The sequence below is a fragment of the Arcobacter sp. CECT 8983 genome, assembly GCF_004118855.1.
Taxonomy (GTDB): Bacteria; Campylobacterota; Campylobacteria; order Campylobacterales; family Arcobacteraceae; genus Halarcobacter.
Genome location: NZ_PDKF01000008.1, coordinates 550,584 through 569,307, shown reverse-complemented (window position 1 = coordinate 569,307; position 18,724 = coordinate 550,584). Strand labels below are relative to the sequence as shown.

The window sequence follows — 18,724 nt, the reverse complement described above, 5'->3', positions numbered from 1 at the left end:
TTAAGAAGCGAATTGAGCTGCTGTTAAATCTTTTTCTATTTTAATTTGAGCATTGATAATACCTAATACATCTAGAATAAGACCAATACTTCCATCACCTCTAACAGTAGCAGCACCAATTCCTTCTACACTTCTAAAGTTTTTATCTAAAGGTTTAACAACAACTTGATGTTGATTTAAGAATTCATCAATAGAAATAGCAACTTTTTGATTACCCGATTTTACAACAATTAGCATACCATCTTCAAGGTTATCAAACGTTGGAGGAACACCAAATAATTGATGTAATCTTACTACAGGAATAAACTCTTCTCTTAACATTAATAAGTCTTGAGAACCATCACCAATCTTTTTAATCATATCAGGAGTTGGTTGTAATGACTCAACAATTGAACTTAATGGTAAAATATATTTTTGATCTCCAACTGCAATATCTAATCCATCTAGAATTGCAAGTGTAAGAGGTAACATAATAGTAATAGTTGTTCCCTCACCTGGAGTAGTATCAAGTTTAATTGCTCCACCTAATTTTTGGATATTTGTTTTAACAACGTCCATACCAACACCACGTCCAGAAATATCAGTAATTTTTTCAGCTGTTGAAACACCTGCTCCAAATACAAGCATAGCCTTTTCATTATTATTCATACTATTGTATTGGTTTTCATCAATTTGACCTTGTTCTAAAGCTTTAAGTGCAACTCTATCACCGTCAATACCTTTTCCATCATCATCAATAGTAATAATCATTTGACCATTTGCTTGTTCTGCAGAAATAGCAATAGTACCAACCTCTTCTTTTCCATTTGCAACTCTTATATCTGGAGTTTCTAAACCATGATCTAAAGAGTTTCTAATAATATGCATTAATGGATCTGTAAGACCTTCAATCATTGCTTTATCAATTTCAACACCATCTCCATAGTGTTTAAATTCAACTTTTTTACCAAGTTTTCTAGAAATATCCCTAACAACTTTAGGGAATTTAGAATAAATAGCATCCATTGGTACCATTCTGATACTCATAATAGAATCTTGCATTTCTCTAATATGTCTTTCTAATAATTCTAATCTTTCTAATACAGCATTTCTTGTTTTATCAGATTCTATAGTAGTAGAGAACTGTGTTAACATTGCATTTGTAATAACTAAATCACCAACATTATTCATAAGTAAATCAATTTTTTCAAGATTTACTCTAATATTATTTGAAGCAGAAGATTTTTTACTTGCTTCTCTTTCTTTTCTTGGTGCAGCTGGCACAGGTTTCTTACTATCAGCACTAGTTGCTGCTGAAGGAGTAGGAGTTTCAACTTTTTTCTCTTCTGCTGTAGGAGCTGCTTTAGTTTCTACAGTTTTTGTTTCTTGTGCTTTTATTTCTTCTTTTTGGTCTTCATTATTTGCTTCAATTTTTGAATCAGATGTAATTTCAGCCATATCATCAAAAAAGCCAAAATCATCGCTATCTTCATGTTCTATTACTGGGGTTGCAGCTGTTTCTGAAATTCTGTCTAATTCTTCATCAAAAAAACCATAACTCTCATTATTTTTTCCAATTTCTTCATCATTGAAAAAACCATAAGTTTCATTAAAATTACTTTCTTGGATATTTTCATCGTAGAATCCAATATTATCTGATTCAGATGAAATATTAGTCTCAACTGTAGGAGTAACTTCTATTGTTTCTTCTACTACTGGAGCTTCTTGTACAGGAGTTGCTTCTGAAGCAGGAGATTCTCCATCAATATAAGCTCTAATTGTAACTAATAAATCAGATGTCATCTCTTCAAAAGTTTCTCTCGTAAGTTCTTCTGCAACTTCTAAGTTTAGAAGTTCTCTCATAACATCTAAACCATCAATTAATGTACCTGCCATTTCTGGTTTGAATTCAATCTGATGATTTCTTAATTTATCCATCATATTTTCAACATCATGAGTAAATTCAGCAAAAAGATTTAATTCAACAGAAGCACCACTACCTTTTAATGTATGAACATCTCTAAATAGTTGTCCCATTTCATCATCAGTAAGTGAACCATTACTTTCTGCTTCAAGTAACACATTATCTGCAGATTCAAATAGCTCTTCAGCTTCCTCTACAAACATCTCTCTATATTTAGATATATCAAAACCAGACATGATAAAACCTTTTTATATTTATAATTATAGTCTTTAAACTATCTACTTAAAACTATGTTAACTGCTTTTAATAATTGTTCTGGTACAAACGGTTTTACAATCCAACCTGTTGCACCTGCAGCTTTACCCTTTGCTTTCATCTCATCACTTCTTTCAGTAGTTAATACTAAAATTGGCTTTGAAGCATATTCAGGTAATTTTCTTAATTCACCAATTAATGTTAAACCATCCATATTTGGCATATTTACATCTGTAATTATTAAATCAAATGAGCTAGATTTAGCCTTTTCAAGACCATCAACTCCATCAATGGCTTCAACTACATCAGTATAACCGCCTTCATTTAGTGCATAATTTAGCATATCCCTTAACATTGTAGAATCATCTACGATTAAAAGCTTAGCCATATAAACCCCTTATTTGTAATAAAAATATATTATTTTAATCAATATTAACTAAACAAATATTAATTTAGTATTAAATTTTAAAACTGCGCTGAAGCTAGTTCAATTCTATCTTTTTTAACTTTTAATACTTTAATTTCAACATCTTGATCAACTTTTAATACATCTTCAACTTTATTTACTCTTTGTTTAGAAATTTTTGAAATATGTAAAAGGCCTTCTCCACCTTTTGGTAGTTCAACAAATGCACCAAAATCTGCTATTCTAACAACTTTACCAGTTAATACATCATCTACTTTATATAGTTTTTCAAAATCAATATTCTTTTTTTGATGATCTTTTCTCTCAGGTGCATTGTTAGAAATAGTTTTAATATGTTCGCAAGCATCTAAAACATTTTGTTTATTTTCTCCACTTACCTTTACATTTCCTGTATCTCTATCTAAATCAATAGAAACTGAGAATTTTTCTATAATTTCTTTAATAGTTGCCCCTGCTTTTCCAATTACTACCATAAATTTACTTGGATCAATAGCAAATTGTTCAATTAAAGGTAGTGCTTCACTTGGCACAATTTGAGCTGATGCTTCTTCCATTAATCCTAAAATATGTTCTCTACCTTCTTTTGCTTGAAGTAGAGCTTCTTTTAATACTGATAGTTCAATTCCACCAAGTTTAATATCCATCTGAAGTGCAGTAATACCTTCTTTTGTTCCTGCTACTTTAAAATCCATATCTCCATCATGGTCTTCTAATCCCATAATATCAGTTAATACAGAATAGTTATCACCTTCAACAACCATACCCATTGCAACACCAGCAACTAAATTAGAAACAGGAACACCTGCTGCTTTTAATGCTAATGAACCACCACAAACTGTTGCCATAGATGAAGAACCATTTGATTCTAAAATTTCAGAAACTAATCTAACAGTTTCACTATAATCTTTATCAATAGTTGATTCAAGTGCCTTTTTAGCTAAGTTACCATGACCTAATTCTCTTCTTCCTACACCAAACATTGGTTTAGCTTCACCTACAGAAAAACCTGGAAAGTTATAATGAACCATAAAAGTTTCAGTTGAAGTCGATTTTTCAGTTAATGTTTCAAACATTTGACCATCTTTAGCTCCCGCTAAAGTTCCAACTACTAAAGCTTGTGTTTCACCTCTTGTAAAAAGACAAGAAGAGTGTGCTGAAGGTAAAATATTAGTATCAATAGAAATGGGTCTTACATCTTTAAGCCCTCTTCCATCTGCTCTAACTTTATCATTTACAATCATTTGTCTTACAGCTTCTCTTTTTACAATTGAAACTGCTTCATAAATTGTGCTATATTCAATCTCTTTTTCTACACAATATTCATCTACTAAAATTAGACTTGCAACTTCTTTTAATTCAGTTGCTCTTTCACTTTTAGCTAGTTTTTGAATTGCACTTTTAATATTTTCTAAATAGTTATCTCTTACATAGTTAATAATTGATTCATCAATTGTAAACTCAACTAGTTTTACATCTTTAATTTCTTTACAAACAGATTCAAAACCTTTTTCATATGTTTCATTTGATTCTTTTAATGCTTCTTGAGCAACTGAAATAGCTTCTACTAAATCATCTTCACTCATTTCATTTGTTTGATGAACTTTTGTAAATGCTTCAATATCAACTTCTATCATCTCCTCTGAAGCAATTGATTTCATTTCAATCATTAATAGCTCTTCTTTAGAACCAGCAACATATAAATCAAGTGTTGACTCATCCATATCACTTAGATTTGGATTTACAACATATTTACCATTTATTTTAGCAACTCTTACACCTGCAACAGATTTTTTAACTGGTAAGTTAGAAGTATATAATGCTGCACTTGCTGCATTTAAAGCTAAAACCTGTAAATCAACATCTTTATCTGCACTTAAAACCATTACAGTAATAGTTGTTGGATAAACATAACCTTTTGGGAAAAGAGGTCTTAAACTTCTGTCAATAACTCTTGAAGTTAAAGTTTCAAACTCACTTGGTTTTGCTTCTCTTTTAATAAAACCACCAGGTAATTTAGCTGCTGCATAAGTTTTTTCTACATATTGAACTGTTAAAGGAGTAAAATCTTCTTCCACAGGATTATCAAACTCACTTACTACAGTTGCTAATACAACTGCATTCCCTACTTGTGCTAAAACAGATCCGTTTGATTGTTTAGCTACTTTATTAAATTCGAAAACCTCTTGTTTTTCATTTAATTCAAATTCACATACTGTTGACATAAGTTTTATCCTTTATTCATTATTTTTAATAAGTCTTCATATTGTAATTCATCAAGTTCATCATAATAGAAACCGATATCTATAAAATGATCAAGACTCTCTACATAATACAAATCATCTGCAATTGATTCTATAGTATTAATACTCACCTTTGGCAAAATTGGAGTCGCTACAGAGACTGATTTTGCCCCTAGATTAATTGCTGTTTTAATACAAGCCATCATAGTTAAACTAGTATTTAACCCTTCATCTACAAGAAGAATATTTTTATTTGTAAAATCACCTAATTTTTTACCTCTCCTATGTTTTGAAACCATTTTAGACAAATCATTTTCATAGATATATCTAGATTTTGAGAATACAAAATCTAAACTAATATCAAAAGCTTTAACTAGCTCTTCATGAATTACAACCTCTTCAGTCTCAGTAACAATTGCAACTTCACAATCTTCATTATTAGGAGATAGTATTTTTCTAGAGAAAAGTACTTCACAATTTCCTTCTAACTCTTTTGCAATAATTTGAGCAACAGGATAACCTCCATATGAAGTTGCAATAACAATCCACTCTTCAAGCTTCATTTTATTTACAGGTAATACATCAATTAGTCTATATGCTGCAACATCTCTATTTTTAAAAAATATTTTATCAGGAGTCATATTAGTTATCTCTTTCTAGTTCAAACTCTTGTTTTACTGCACCTAAAGGCTTTAAAACTAATTGTAAATAGAAGATGTCTTGTGTAATAGGTTCAGAATCAATAGTTGAAGCAGGTTCTGTTTCTCTTTCAAAGCTGATACTAAAGTCCCAGCATCTATCATTAATATCAAAATGAATAGCTTCCTTACTTCTATAGTCTCTTTCTAAGTCATAGGTTGTAGTATAACCTATTTTATAATCATTAGAAATTCTATAATTTGTAGAAACATTATAAGACTCTAACTCTTCTTTTCCTGAGTTAGGAGTATCTTTAGACATATAATAACCAAGTCTTAAATAATAATCTTCATAAGATAATGAAAAGCTAGTAGAGTTTTCAATAAATTGATCATCTTCATGGTTATATACTACTTTATTAGAAATTGAACCTAATGCATAATTATATGTAAGTTGGTTTTCTAAGTTTCCTAGTTCAAAGTTATCATTTTCATCTTTTTCAAAAGATTGTCTAATTCTATGATTTATTATTTGCTTTAAATTCTCTTTATCATAAATTGATTGATTTAACCCAAAGACTACATTATCTGTACTTTCTGAAACAGGGAAAGAGCTTAATTGAGAATTGTTATTTGAAATAGAGAAAAGATCACCATCTTTTTTCATTGTATTAAAATGATTATACTCAGCACTTAAATTCATAGTATGTATATAATTTTCATAGGCTTTAATCAAATCACTATTTAACACAATACTACTAACACTTTCTACAAATGTTCCATCTTCAAGATCTAAGTTTATATCCTTATCATCATATGAAAACTTATTAGCTGTTATTTGATGTTTTAAAGTAAGTGTTAAATAATCATCAAATAAAGAAAAAGAGTATGATAAAGGAATACTAAACTCGTATTGATTTGCATTTAACCCATCTCTTCTATAGTGATTAGTATACTTTAAATCTGTAGAATACATTAATTTATCAATTAAGGGTCTACTATAAGAGTGAGCTTGAAGTTTTGGTAATTCTTGAAGAGTCTCATTATTTGACTCTTTTTGTGTATCTATATAATATCTTGAGTATGCACCTAAAAAGTAGTTAGGAGTATTATAGATATAGTTTATTTTAGATTCAACCTTTCTTTCAATAGACTCTTGATATCTACTATCTTCTAAAGAATTAAACTCTACATTATTTAGATATCTAATAGAAGCATATAATCCATCTTTTGAATCAAAAGTATCTGCAAATAGATTTACCCTTTTATAATCTAAATTAAATCCATAATGTTCATCATCTCTTAAATCATTTTTTTCAACATAAGAATCTTTTTCTTTAAAATAACCCGTCCCAATTTTAAGCATTGAATCTGGTGAGTCAGCATATCTAAAATAAAAATAAGAACCATATCCTCTATTTGTTCTAATTTGAGGAACAACTTCTATATCGTAGTTAGGTGCAGGTGCAAAATAAATTGGTTGATTATAGAAAAAACCTTCTTCTGTTGAATATCCTAGTAAAGGTATTAAAAGACCTGTTCTTCTTCTTGTATCTGTTGAAAAACCTAAATAAGGGGTATATATAACCGGAAAATCTTTTACATAAAGGGTAGTATTATATGTATTAATCCACATATCTTTTGTATCATAATCCATACTAGAAGATCTAATACTCCAATCAGGATCAACACAATCACAACTTGAAAGTATTGATTTTCCTAATTCAATTAGATCATTTTTTTTATCTGCTTCTTTTGAGTTAATCCAAATTTGGCTCTTCTCTTCATAAAAGATATTTGGTTTTTGATAAAGGTCATCTTTATTTAAGTCTAAAAATGCATAATCACTTTTTGTTTGTACATTATTGTTTTTTACAATAATTACATCATCAAATAACTCTAAGGTATTTTTATCTTTATCATGGATTATTTTTTGTGCCGTTATATAATATTTAGGAGAAAATACAACAACATCACCTTTTGCTACTAAAATATTATTCTTAGTATTTAAATTATTTGCAATAACTTGAAACTTTTCACTTTCAGCATGTAAAGATACAACTAAAATGGCTGTTGCTAAAACTTTTTTAAGCATTAACTACTAATGTCCTTCCTACTTTATCATGTAATGTTTGTCTGCTTTCTGTAAAAAAAGCAAAAATAAATCCAAAATAGAAAAACATTTCACTAAAAAGCCTAAAAATAGATCTTGTTGCAGAAGTAAGCAAAGAAACCCTTCCTAAATCATTAAAATCAATAACTCTTACTTTAGCTATTATTTTTCCTATAGTTGCACCATAATACCAAATAAAAAATGTTTGATAAATAAATTTTAATAATAATACTTGCCAAATAAATGTATTCATTACTGCAAGAACAGATACAAGGTCTGTTCCACTTACTGCAATTTTATCCCAAAACATTATAACAATTATAAAAGTTACTAAAAAGTCATCAATTACATAAGCTAAAGCTCTTCTTCTATTTGATGCTAATTCTAAGTTATCTGTATTCATACTTTTTATTTTAATGCCTGATAAGCGATATCTGTTCTGATTTTTTTACCTGCAAAATGAACTTGCCCACAAAGGCCATATGCTCTATCTCTTGCTTGTCTAATAGATTTACCAAAGCCAACACAAAGAAGAACTCTTCCCCCTGTTGCCATTAGTTTACCATCTTGCATTTCAACACCTGCATATGAGATGTGAGTATGTTCTTTTAAATCTTCATCAACAATTTCATCTACAATAATTTCAGCAGGCTCACTTGAACCGTATGGATAGTTACCACTTGCCATAACAACTGCAACCCCATATTCATCTTTGATTTTGATATCTAATTTATCTAATTGTTTAGTAGCACCTTTATAAAACAGTTCTGAAACAGGAGTTTCTAATAAAGGCATTAAAATTTCACACTCTGGATCACCAAATCTAACATTATATTCTAAAATAATTGGCTCACCTTTTACTACCATTACTCCAATAAATAGTACACCTTCAAAAGGTGCTCCTTCTTGTTTCATCCCTTCTAAAGTTGGTTTAATAACTCTTTCTTCAACTTTTTTGTAAATATCATCATTTACTAAAGGAGTTGGAGCATAAGCACCCATACCTCCTGTATTTGGTCCAGTATCACCATCCCCTACTCTTTTATGATCTTGAGCTGCTGGTAATACCTTATAATTATCACCATCACAAATAGCAAAGATAGATAACTCATATCCATCTAAATACTCTTCAACAACAATAGAAGTTCCAGCATCACCAAAAGATGAGCCTGATAACATATCAGAAGCAGCCTTTTTTGCTTCATCCTTTGATTGAGCAATAATTACACCTTTTCCTGCACATAAACCATCTGCTTTTACAACAATTGGTTCACTCATAGTATCAATGAAATCATGAGCTTCTTTTTCATTTGTAGTTTCTATAAATGCTGCTGTTGGTATGTTATATTTCTTTAAAATATTTTTCATATAAACTTTTGAACCCTCTAGTTGAGCTGCAGCACGACTAGGTCCAAATACAGTTAATCCATGTTCTTTAAATATATCAACAACACCATCTACTAGTGGAGCTTCTGGTCCAACAATTGTTAAATCAATTGCATTGTTTTTTGCCCAAATAGCTAACTCATTATAATCTTTAATATTGATATTCTCTGCAATTTGCGAAGTAGCTCCATTTCCTGGATTAAAATATAATTTATGATTATCTTCTTCTTTAGAAATAGCAAGTCCTATTGAGTATTCTCTTCCACCACTACCAAGTATTAAAATATTCACTTTGATTTCCCCTAAAAATTATTAAAATACCCAAGTAGTCGTTAACCATTAAACGGCCCACAAAAGCCAACGTTAGCAAATAAGAGTAACATTTAAGGAGCCTAAACGCAATGAAAAGCTACACACCATGTTATCTACATTATCTACAAAAATATAGTATCGGACCCTCAACAATGGAAATCCCGTGCTACTTAGATATATACTATTTTATCTAATTGTATATGAATTAAACATTAAAGTATGCTATAATGGGCTTCTTTTATAACTATTTTTTTGTATTGAGTTAACTGCATCATCCAACTTATTAAATATATTTATATTTTTGAATATATTATTTTTATCTAAAGTAATGACTCTTTTTTTATCAGAAATTTTTAGTAATAAAATTACTTCAATATCTCTGTTTTTTAATCTTGTTATAACTTCTTCTAACATAAAAATAGCAGAAAGATCTAATACACTAACTTCTAAACAATCCAATATAATTGTTTTTGTTCTATCTCTTACTTTATCTATTCTTCTATCAAGAATAGAAGCTGTTCCAAAAAATAAAGAACCTTTAATTTTAATAATTTTAGTTGATTTATCTTCAATATCTATATCAAACCCTGACTGTTTTTTAGGATAGATAGTTTTAATTTTAGTATTTTTTGAAACCTTATATACTGCAATAATAGAAGCAAAAGTTATCCCTACTCCAACAGCCATAATTAAATCAACAAAAACAGTTAATAAAACTACTGTAATCATTACAAGTAAGTCTTGTCTTGAAACTTTAGTTATAAGTTTTATAAACTTGTAATCTAAGATATCAAATCCCACTTTTATTAAAATACCTGATAATACAGCAAGGGGAATACTTGATGCAAAGGGTGCTAGAACTAAAACAATTAAAAGAAGTGTTAAAGAGTGTACTACTCCTGAGGCTCTAGTTGTTCCACCACTTTTTATATTTATTACTGTTCTCATTGTAGCACCAGCACCTGGAATTGCACCAAAGAAAGAACAAATTGAGTTACCTATTCCTTGTGCAATAAGCTCTTTATCTGGTTTATGCTTTGTTTTTGTCATAGAATCTGCAACCAAAGATGTAAGTAAAGAATCAATTGAACCTAAAAGGGCTAAGGTTATTGCTAAAGTTATAATAGTGCTAAGTTTTAAAATATCAAAACTAAAAGGTAAAACAATATTAGGCAATCCCATAGGAATTTCTCCAATAGTTGTAATTGAGTATCCCATTGAAATAGAAAATAAAGTTACGAAAACTAATGCTATTAAAGCAGAAGGGATTACACTTGATATCTTTTTAGGAGTAAAAAACATTATTGTTAGGGTTATTGAAGCAATTATAAGAGAATGTAAATCTACATTTTTTATCGTATTTGGGATATTTATAACTGTTTCTATAACAGAACCATAAGAAGCAACTCCTAAAAAAGAGTTAATCTGCAATATAATAATTATTATTCCAATCCCTGACATAAAACCTGAAATAACTGGATAAGGAATATATTTAATCCATTTTCCTATTTTAACAATACCAAAAGAGATTTGGATTAAACCAGCTAAAAAGATAACACTAAAAACAGATTGTAAATCATTTTGAAAAGTTACTATAGCTGAAGCAGTAATTACTGTCATAGGTCCTGTTGGACCAGAAATTTGAGTAGAAGTTCCTCCAAAAAGTGAAGCAAAAAAACCTAAAACAATTGCTCCATAAAGACCTGCCGCTGCACCTGCACCACTTGCTACACCAAAGGCTAATGCCAAAGGTAAAGCAACTATTGCTGCAGTTACACCTCCAAAAATATCATTTTTAAAAGTGTTTATATTCAAGAAGAACTCCTTATTAGAAATCTTCTACTTCATCCTCATCTATATCTCTTTGACCTTTTCCTCTTGCAATAATATGAATAGGAGTTCCTTCAAAGTTAATATTTTTTCTTAAAAAATTAATTAAGTATCTTTTATATGAAAAATGTAGTAGTCGTGGTTTGTTCATTATAAGTGCAACTCTTGGAGGCTTCACCTCGTATTGAGTTGTATAATATATTCTTAAATATGCACCATTTGGACTTGGTAAAGCATGTCTAATTACTGCTTCTTCAATTATTTTATTTAATACTGATGTTGGAATTCTTTGTGCATAATTTTCATAAATTTCTATAATTTTATCTTTTAGTCTATCTATACTTCTTCCTGTCTTAGCTGAAACTGCAATAATAGGAGCATAATATAAAAACTTGAATTTTGAACGAATTTTATCTTCAAGCTTTTTAAAGGTATCCATATTTTCATCCCATTTATTTAAAACAATAATTGTTCCTAAACCATAAGTATCAACTAATCCAGCAATTTTTTCATCTAAATCAACTAATTCAGTAGAAGCATCTAAAACTAAAAGAGCTAAATTAGCTTTTTCTAACATTTGAGTAGTTCTATTTAAAGCATATTTTTCTATACCTTCAATTTTCCCTCTTCTTCTTAAACCTGCTGTATCAACAAAAGTAATATGCTTGTCTTTATAATCAAAAGATTCATCAACTGGATCTATTGTAGTACCTGCAATAGGTGAAACTACAGATCTTTCTTCTCCTACAAGTGCATTTAAAATTGAAGATTTTCCTACATTTACTCTTCCAATAATAGCAACTTTAACTTCACCATCATCTAATTGTGCTGTTTCATTAATATCTTCAACTGGATCTAAAAACTCTTCTAAAGAAAGATCTTCATTCTCTATTTCACTATTAATAATAAGTTCTGGTTCAATTTTTCTTGTAGGAAGCCTTGCAGCTATCCACTCAAATAAACTTTTAGTTCCCCTATTATGAGAAACAGAAATTCCAAAAAGATTATCATCATCTATTCCAAATTCATAGAAATTCCATAATCTTTCTTTTTCTTTATCATTATCAATCTTATTTACAACTAATGCAAGTTGTTTTCCTAAGTCTTGAAGCTCATAAAATAGTTCTTTATCCTTTTCATCAGGTAATCTTTTACCATCTACCATAAAAAGTATTATATCAGCCTCTTTTGCACACTCTATGGCTTTTCTTTTAACGTTACTAAAAATTGCATCATTAGTTTCGTCAATTCCACCAGTATCAAGCATTAAAGCATCTTTTTCTAAGATTTCTACTTCATGTCTTCTAATATCCCTTGTAGTACCAGCCATATCAGAAACAATTGCTATTCTTTGTTTTGCAATTCTATTAAATAGTGATGATTTACCTACGTTTGGTTGACCAACTAAAGCAATCTTTTTAAGTGTTTTGTCCATATAGTCTTTATATCCTTTTAAAATAAAAAAGGCATTAGCACAATGCTAATACCTTAAATTAGTAATCTTAGATTATATCTTAATATAATCCAAATTTACCTTCGTCTTTTGATTTGTATAATACTCTCATATTATCATCTTTATCATAGAATACTTTGAATAATGCATCTGATTCTTTTAATTCAGTTAATGCTTCTTCAATATCTACTGGCTTATAAGATGCAAGTCTAACAGGGAAGATTTCAGAATCTAATTTATCTAATTCATTAGCAATATTATCTTCAATCTCTTGAGAAACTACTTCTGTAAGCTTAGTTGCTTTATGACCAGTAATTTTATCATGATGTCTTCTTAAAACTTTTGATACTCTATCTACAGCAATATCAACAGCTGCATATAAATCTTTATCTTTTTGTTTAACAACTACAGTATCTAAATGTGCAATATTTAAAGTGAATTCAAAAGTAAAAGCTTTTCTACCATTTTTTTCTTCTTGTGCAATAATTGCATTAACAGATATAATATCTAAATTATATTTTTTGAAAATTTCGATTGAGCTATTAACGTAATCTTTAATTGGCTCTGTTAATTCTATGTGTCTTCCTACAATACTTGTATTCATAACATACTCCTTTGCTTTATAATAAAATTATTTTAGCACAAAATACATAAAAACAGGGTTTATAATAAAAGATTAATAGATTAAATTAATATTTCTCTGTTACCTTTGGCATTTGCTTCACTTAAAACGCCTGTTTGCTCTAATTGTTCTACAATTGTAGCTGCTCTATTGTACCCTATTCTTAGTTTTCTTTGAATATATGATATAGATGTTTTCTTATCATTTAACACAACTAATTTTGCATCTTCATAAAGTTCATCTAATTCTCCAAGTTCAACACCAGTTGCACCTGCAATATCTGATGTATTTCTATCTTTTACAAAGTTCATATCATATTCAACTTCTCTTTGATACTTTAAGAAATCAACTACTGCTTCAATTTCATCTTCTTTTGACCAAGGAGCATGAATTCTTACAATATTTGAAGTACCAGGAGGTGTAAATAACATATCCCCTCTTCCAAGAAGAGATTCAGCACCTAAAGAATCTAAAATAATTTTTGAGTCAACCTTTTGACCTACTTTATATGATAATCTACTTGGTAAGTTTGCTTTAATAAGCCCTGTAACAACATCAACAGAAGGTCTTTGTGTTGCTACAATTAAGTGAATACCACTAGCTCTTGCCATTTGTGCAAGTCTAGCAATAGAGTGTTCTACATCTTTTCCACTTGTCATCATTAAATCAGCTAACTCATCAATAACAACAACAATATAAGGGATTTTATCATATCCTTCTTTTTTTGCTTTTTCATTATAGTTTTCAATATTTTTAGTCTTTGTTTTTGACATTAATGTATATCTTCTTTCCATTTCTGCAACCATATTTGATAAAGCATTGATTGCATCCGTTGGCTTTGTGATAACAGGAGTTAAAAGATGAGGAATATCATTATACATTGAAAACTCAAGCATTTTTGGATCTATCATTACAAGTCTAAGATTATCTGGAGAATTCTTATATAAAAGAGATAATATCATTGAATTAATACCTACAGATTTACCTGAACCAGTAGTACCTGCTATAAGTAAATGTGGTAATTTCTTTAAATCTGTTACAAAAGGTTTTCCAACAATATCTTTACCTAAAACCATTGTTAAAGGTGATTTAGAATTTTGGAAAATTTCACTTTCTAGAAGTTCTCTTATATAAATTGTTTGCATATCTTCATTTGGAACTTCAATCCCAACAACATCTTTTCCAGGTATTGGAGCTTGAATTCTAATTGTTTGAGCCTTTAAAGCCATTGCTAAATCATCTTGAAGATTTAATATCTTTGAAACTTTTACATTTGGAGCTGGTTTAAACTCAAAAGTAGTAACTACTGGTCCTGTATAAGTTCTAACTACATCACCTTCAATTTTAAACATTAAAAGTTTTTCTAATAAATCTTCAATTTTTTGATCAATTACTGCTTCTGAAACTTTTGATTTCTTATCTTTTGGAGCATTTTGGAAAAACTTAGTTGGAGGAAGTTCAAAATCCTTTGGTTTTTCCATTTTCCCTAATTCAATATCTTCTAAAAGTTTTTTATTTTCTTCTAATTCATCAACAATAATTCCATGATAAGCACTGTCTTGTTCTATATCAATATCAGAAATCTCTTCTTCAGCCGAAGAGATATTTATCTCTTTTACATTTTCATCATTTAATTCTTCTTGATCTAAAGAAATTATATTTAAGTCATCAACTTTAATATCTGTAATACTCTCTGCACTATCCTCAATTACAATTTGAGGGATTTCTTCCTCTTCTTCAATAGAAGTTTTTTCTTCTTTTACAGGAGCTTGAGTTCTTTGTCTTTTCTCTTTTTTTCTACTAGAAATTCTTTTAGGTTTAGATGAAGTATCTACTTTTTTAAAACTGGGAGTGATTCTTTCCATATTAATATTGAAACTCATATCTTCAAAAAGAATTAAAAAAGATATTACAAAACCTATAATAACAAATATCCAAAGCCCTGCAACTCCGATAAAAGGCATCATTGAATCCACAATATAATTACCTATTTCACCACTTAATTTTCCTTCTAAAATTAAAGATTGGAAAGTTAAAAGAGTAATCAATAATAAAAAAATTGAAACAGTTTTTATTGAAAAATCGTTCCAATCAAAATTTTCTTTAAAATTTATAATATAAAGAGGTATAAATAATAGTAATAAATATCCATATGATAAAAATCCAAAATTTGCGTGAGAAAAATTAGCAAATACAGAGCCTATCTGCCCCACACTACTTTTATCAGATACGAAAGTTGCATATTCAAAATATACAATTAAAAAAAGTATGATTAGTGAAAAAATTTTCTTTAAAATTTTAAAGCCTTTATTTTAATAATTTTGCAATTCTACTTTGTAATTTTAGCCATTGTCTATGTTCAAATAATGGAAAGCCTGCCCACTGTTTCTTTGGTTCAGTAATAGACTTAGTTACTCCACCACGTGCTGCAATAGTAGTAAAAGGTGCTATTTCAAGGTGGCCTGCTGTTGCACTTTGCCCACCCATTATAACAAACTCGTTTAAAATAGTTGAACCTGAAAGTCCTACTTGTCCTGTTAAAATACAACCATCTTTTAAAACACAGTTATGTGCAATATGAACTAAATTATCAAGTCTAACACCATTTCCAATAATTGTTGAATTAAAAGTAGCTCTATCTATAGAACAGTTTGCTCCAATTTCAACATCATTTCCTATTGTTACATTACCATTTTGATATATTTTGATATATTTTCCCATTTTTGTATGAGCAAAACCAAAACCATCACTTCCAATAACTGTTCCAGCATGAATTATACAATCATCTCCAATAGTACAATCTCTATAAACTGATACATTAGGATAAATAATAGTATTATCTCCAATAGATACATTATCTCCAATAAAACTTCCAGACATAATTGTACTATTTTTACCAATCTTTGAGTCTTTTCCAAGATATACATTAGGCATAATATTTGTATTTTCACCTACAATACAATCATTTCCTTCAGTTTCTACTAACTTAGGAGCAAAGAACTTACTTAATCTTGCTAAAGTTAAATAAGGCTCTTCACAAACAATTGCGACTGTATTTTCTGGAACATCTTTTTTAAACTCTTCTTTTACTAAAACAGCTCCTGCTTTAGTTTTTGATAAATCTTTAACGTACTTTTTATTCTCTAAAAAAGAGATTTCATTTTCACTTGCATCTAAAAGTGTATTTAAACCAGAAACCTCTAATTTAGAATCTAAATAAATATCTACTTTTTCTAATATATCAGATAAAATCAAAGCTTTTCCTATCTTTCCATTGCTACAACACCACTTTTTACTACTTCTAGTGGTTTGTATTTATTCATAATATTTGTAAAATTTGCAATTCTACTTGGTGCATCCGTTGCAGAAATAACTATTGCATCATGTGTAACATTTTGGATGTGACCGTTGTATGCTCTTGCAATCACCTCAATATCACTAAGAGGTTGTTCAATTGGTATTTTAATTAATACTGTCTCTTTTTCAATAACATTTTGGTGTTCATTTACTTTTAAAACAGGAATTAATTTATTTAATTGTTTAACAATTTGATCAATAACTCTTTTACTTCCAGTTGTAACAATAGTCATTCTAGAATACTTTGAACCAGTCATTGGTGCTACAGTTAAAGAATCAATATTATAACCTCTTGCAGAAAAAAGTCCTACAATTCTAGATAAAACGTTATGTTCATTAATGACAATTACTGAGATAACCTGTCTTGTTGTTTCTGAATCATAATAGTGATTAAAATTATTCATTGCTATCTCCTAATAAAGTCATTTCATTTAGTGCATGTCCATTTGGAACCATTGGTAATACAATCTCATCTCTTGCTACAATAACATCAATCATTGCAGGTTTTTTCTTTTCTACTGCATCTTTTAAAGCTTCTTCAAACTCTTTTTTTGTAGAAACTCTATATCCTACTCCACCAAATGCTTCTACAAGTTTTTTAAAGTCAGGCTGTGCACTTAAATCTGTTTCAGATAATCTATTTTCATAGAATAGTGTTTGCCATTGTCTTACCATTCCAAGATAGTTATTATTTAGAATAATATTAATAACTGGTAAATTATATTCAACACAAGTCATTAATTCTTGGATATTCATTAAAATTGAACCATCACCAGTGAAGTTAATAGATACTTTGTCTGGATTACCTCTTGCAACACCCATTGCTCCTGGAAGTCCAAATCCCATAGTTCCTAAACCACCTGATGTATTCCATTGTCTTGGGAAAGAGAATGGGTAAAATTGTGCAGTCCACATTTGATGTTGTCCAACATCAGTAGAAATAATTGCATTTTCACCTAAAATTTGTCCAACTCTTTCAATAGCCCACTGTGGTTTAATAACTGAATCAGAATCTTGATATCTTAATGGTTCTTTTTCTTTATAGTCTCTTAATAAAGAAACCCAGTTAGTATATTCGTTAAACTGCATATCTTTTGCAGCTTCAATCATACCTTCAACAGTTACTTTTAAATCCCCTACAATTGGATAATTTGTATCCACTAATTTGCCAATAGAAGTTGGATCAACATCAACATGAATTACTTTTGCTTTTTTTGCAAATTCATCAAGTCTACCTGTAACCCTATCATCAAATCTTGCACCTAAAGAGATAATGCAATCAGTATCATGAGCTGCCATATTAGCTGCAAACTCACCATGCATACCTAACATTCCCATAAATAATTCATTGTCATCACCCATAACACCTCTTGCCATAAGTGTTTCAACAACTGGAATATTTGTCATCTTTGCAAATTCTCTAATCTCATAAGCACAATTTGCTAAAATTGCACCACCACCAACATAAAGTAGTGGTTTTTTAGATTTTGCAATTGCACCCATTGCTTTTTTTAATTGTCTTTTATTGTAATTAACAGTAGGTTTATATGTTGGGATATCAACCTCTTTAGGATATTCAAAGTTAGCTACTTCAGCTGTAATATCTTTAGGAATATCAATATGTACAGGACCAGGTCTCCCTGTTGCTGCTATATGAAATGCCTCTTTTATAATTCTTGGTAAATCTTTAATATCATTTACTAGATAGTTATGTTTTGTACATGGTCTACTAATACCAACTGCATCTATTTCTTGGAAACCATCAGTTCCGATGATTGTTGTTGGAACTTGTCCTGAAATAACAACCATTGGAACTGAATCCATATATGCATCTGCTAACCCAGTTACTGCATTAGTAAAACCAGGTCCACTTGTTACAATAGCAACACCTACTTTACCAGTAGATTTAGCAAAACCTTCAGCAGCATGTATTGCTGCTTGCTCGTGTCTAGTTAATATATGTTGAAAAAAACTCTGCTTATAAATTTCGTCATAGACATTCATAATAGCGCCACCAGGGTAACCAAATACTACATCTACCCCTTCCTCTTTTAATGATTCTGTAACCATTTTTGCGCCAGTTATTCTCATTGCCTTTTCCTTTTATAAAATAATCAAAGATTATACAGAAGTATTGATTAATCGCAGTTTAATAACTATTCAGATGATTAAAAATTAAATTTAGTTT

14 protein-coding genes are annotated in these 18,724 nt (G+C 29.5%); all 14 read right to left on the bottom strand.

Annotation, left to right across the window (positions count from 1 at the left end):
- The 14 genes from CRV01_RS11815 to CRV01_RS11750 all read right to left on the bottom strand — a co-directional run bounded on the left by CRV01_RS11815 (position 1) and on the right by CRV01_RS11750 (position 18,627).
- A complete protein-coding gene (locus tag CRV01_RS11815) occupies positions 1 to 2,139 on the bottom strand; it encodes a chemotaxis protein CheA (RefSeq protein ID WP_129008418.1) in 2,139 nt (712 codons plus the stop codon).
- Between the two features lie 38 nt (positions 2,140 to 2,177).
- On the bottom strand, positions 2,178 to 2,546 hold the full coding sequence (locus tag CRV01_RS11810; RefSeq protein ID WP_129008417.1) for a response regulator: 369 nt from the start codon (positions 2,544 to 2,546) through the stop codon (positions 2,178 to 2,180).
- A 77-nt stretch (positions 2,547 to 2,623) separates the two neighbouring features.
- Positions 2,624 to 4,807, bottom strand: a complete 2,184-nt coding sequence (locus CRV01_RS11805) for a polyribonucleotide nucleotidyltransferase (protein ID WP_129008416.1) — start codon at positions 4,805 to 4,807, stop codon at positions 2,624 to 2,626.
- A gap of 5 nt (positions 4,808 to 4,812) precedes the next feature.
- Positions 4,813 to 5,466, bottom strand: coding sequence for a phosphoribosyltransferase family protein (locus tag CRV01_RS11800; RefSeq protein ID WP_129008415.1), 654 nt, complete (start codon positions 5,464 to 5,466; stop codon positions 4,813 to 4,815).
- A 1-nt stretch (position 5,467) separates the two neighbouring features.
- The gene (locus CRV01_RS11795) at positions 5,468 to 7,558 is read right to left on the bottom strand and encodes an LPS-assembly protein LptD (RefSeq protein WP_129008414.1); all 2,091 of its coding nucleotides are present in this window, start codon (positions 7,556 to 7,558) and stop codon (positions 5,468 to 5,470) included.
- On the bottom strand, positions 7,551 to 7,979 hold the full coding sequence (locus tag CRV01_RS11790; RefSeq protein ID WP_129008413.1) for an RDD family protein: 429 nt from the start codon (positions 7,977 to 7,979) through the stop codon (positions 7,551 to 7,553). The genes CRV01_RS11795 and CRV01_RS11790 overlap by 8 nt, the downstream gene beginning before the upstream one ends.
- Positions 7,980 to 7,984: 5 nt before the next feature.
- On the bottom strand, positions 7,985 to 9,253 hold the full coding sequence (gene purD / locus CRV01_RS11785; RefSeq protein WP_129008412.1) for a phosphoribosylamine--glycine ligase: 1,269 nt from the start codon (positions 9,251 to 9,253) through the stop codon (positions 7,985 to 7,987).
- 243 nt (positions 9,254 to 9,496) lie between these two features.
- Entirely contained in the window at positions 9,497 to 11,089 is a 1,593-nt protein-coding gene (locus CRV01_RS11780; RefSeq protein ID WP_258238399.1) for a SulP family inorganic anion transporter, read from the bottom strand.
- A 13-nt stretch (positions 11,090 to 11,102) separates the two neighbouring features.
- On the bottom strand, positions 11,103 to 12,539 hold the full coding sequence (gene der, locus CRV01_RS11775; protein WP_129008411.1) for a ribosome biogenesis GTPase Der: 1,437 nt from the start codon (positions 12,537 to 12,539) through the stop codon (positions 11,103 to 11,105).
- A 79-nt stretch (positions 12,540 to 12,618) separates the two neighbouring features.
- On the bottom strand, positions 12,619 to 13,161 hold the full coding sequence (gene hpf, locus CRV01_RS11770; protein WP_129008410.1) for a ribosome hibernation-promoting factor, HPF/YfiA family: 543 nt from the start codon (positions 13,159 to 13,161) through the stop codon (positions 12,619 to 12,621).
- A gap of 80 nt (positions 13,162 to 13,241) precedes the next feature.
- On the bottom strand, positions 13,242 to 15,392 hold the full coding sequence (locus tag CRV01_RS11765) for a DNA translocase FtsK (protein WP_375234266.1): 2,151 nt from the start codon (positions 15,390 to 15,392) through the stop codon (positions 13,242 to 13,244).
- Between the two features lie 94 nt (positions 15,393 to 15,486).
- The gene (lpxD, locus tag CRV01_RS11760; RefSeq protein WP_129008408.1) at positions 15,487 to 16,434 is read right to left on the bottom strand and encodes a UDP-3-O-(3-hydroxymyristoyl)glucosamine N-acyltransferase; all 948 of its coding nucleotides are present in this window, start codon (positions 16,432 to 16,434) and stop codon (positions 15,487 to 15,489) included.
- An 8-nt stretch (positions 16,435 to 16,442) separates the two neighbouring features.
- Positions 16,443 to 16,940: an acetolactate synthase small subunit gene (gene ilvN / locus CRV01_RS11755; RefSeq protein ID WP_129008407.1), complete on the bottom strand. Its 498-nt coding sequence runs from the start codon at positions 16,938 to 16,940 to the stop codon at positions 16,443 to 16,445.
- Complete coding sequence (locus CRV01_RS11750; RefSeq protein ID WP_129008406.1) at positions 16,933 to 18,627, bottom strand: acetolactate synthase large subunit; 1,695 nt, start codon at positions 18,625 to 18,627, stop codon at positions 16,933 to 16,935. Before CRV01_RS11750 ends, ilvN begins: the two co-directional genes overlap by 8 nt.
- Positions 18,628 to 18,724: the final 97 nt, after the last annotated feature.

Excerpts from the sequence above, each read along its gene's own strand:
- CRV01_RS11815 (WP_129008418.1), bottom strand. The coding sequence starts at position 2,139 with ATGTCTGGTTTTGATATATCTAAATATAGAGAGATGTTTGTAGAGGAA.
- CRV01_RS11810 (WP_129008417.1), bottom strand. The coding sequence starts at position 2,546 with ATGGCTAAGCTTTTAATCGTAGATGATTCTACAATGTTAAGGGATATG.
- CRV01_RS11805 (WP_129008416.1), bottom strand. The coding sequence starts at position 4,807 with ATGTCAACAGTATGTGAATTTGAATTAAATGAAAAACAAGAGGTTTTC.
- CRV01_RS11800 (WP_129008415.1), bottom strand. The coding sequence starts at position 5,466 with ATGACTCCTGATAAAATATTTTTTAAAAATAGAGATGTTGCAGCATAT.
- CRV01_RS11795 (WP_129008414.1), bottom strand. The coding sequence starts at position 7,558 with ATGCTTAAAAAAGTTTTAGCAACAGCCATTTTAGTTGTATCTTTACAT.
- CRV01_RS11790 (WP_129008413.1), bottom strand. The coding sequence starts at position 7,979 with ATGAATACAGATAACTTAGAATTAGCATCAAATAGAAGAAGAGCTTTA.
- der (WP_129008411.1), bottom strand. The coding sequence starts at position 12,539 with ATGGACAAAACACTTAAAAAGATTGCTTTAGTTGGTCAACCAAACGTA.
- hpf (WP_129008410.1), bottom strand. The coding sequence starts at position 13,161 with ATGAATACAAGTATTGTAGGAAGACACATAGAATTAACAGAGCCAATT.
- ilvN (WP_129008407.1), bottom strand. The coding sequence starts at position 16,940 with ATGAATAATTTTAATCACTATTATGATTCAGAAACAACAAGACAGGTT.
- CRV01_RS11750 (WP_129008406.1), bottom strand. The coding sequence starts at position 18,627 with ATGAGAATAACTGGCGCAAAAATGGTTACAGAATCATTAAAAGAGGAA.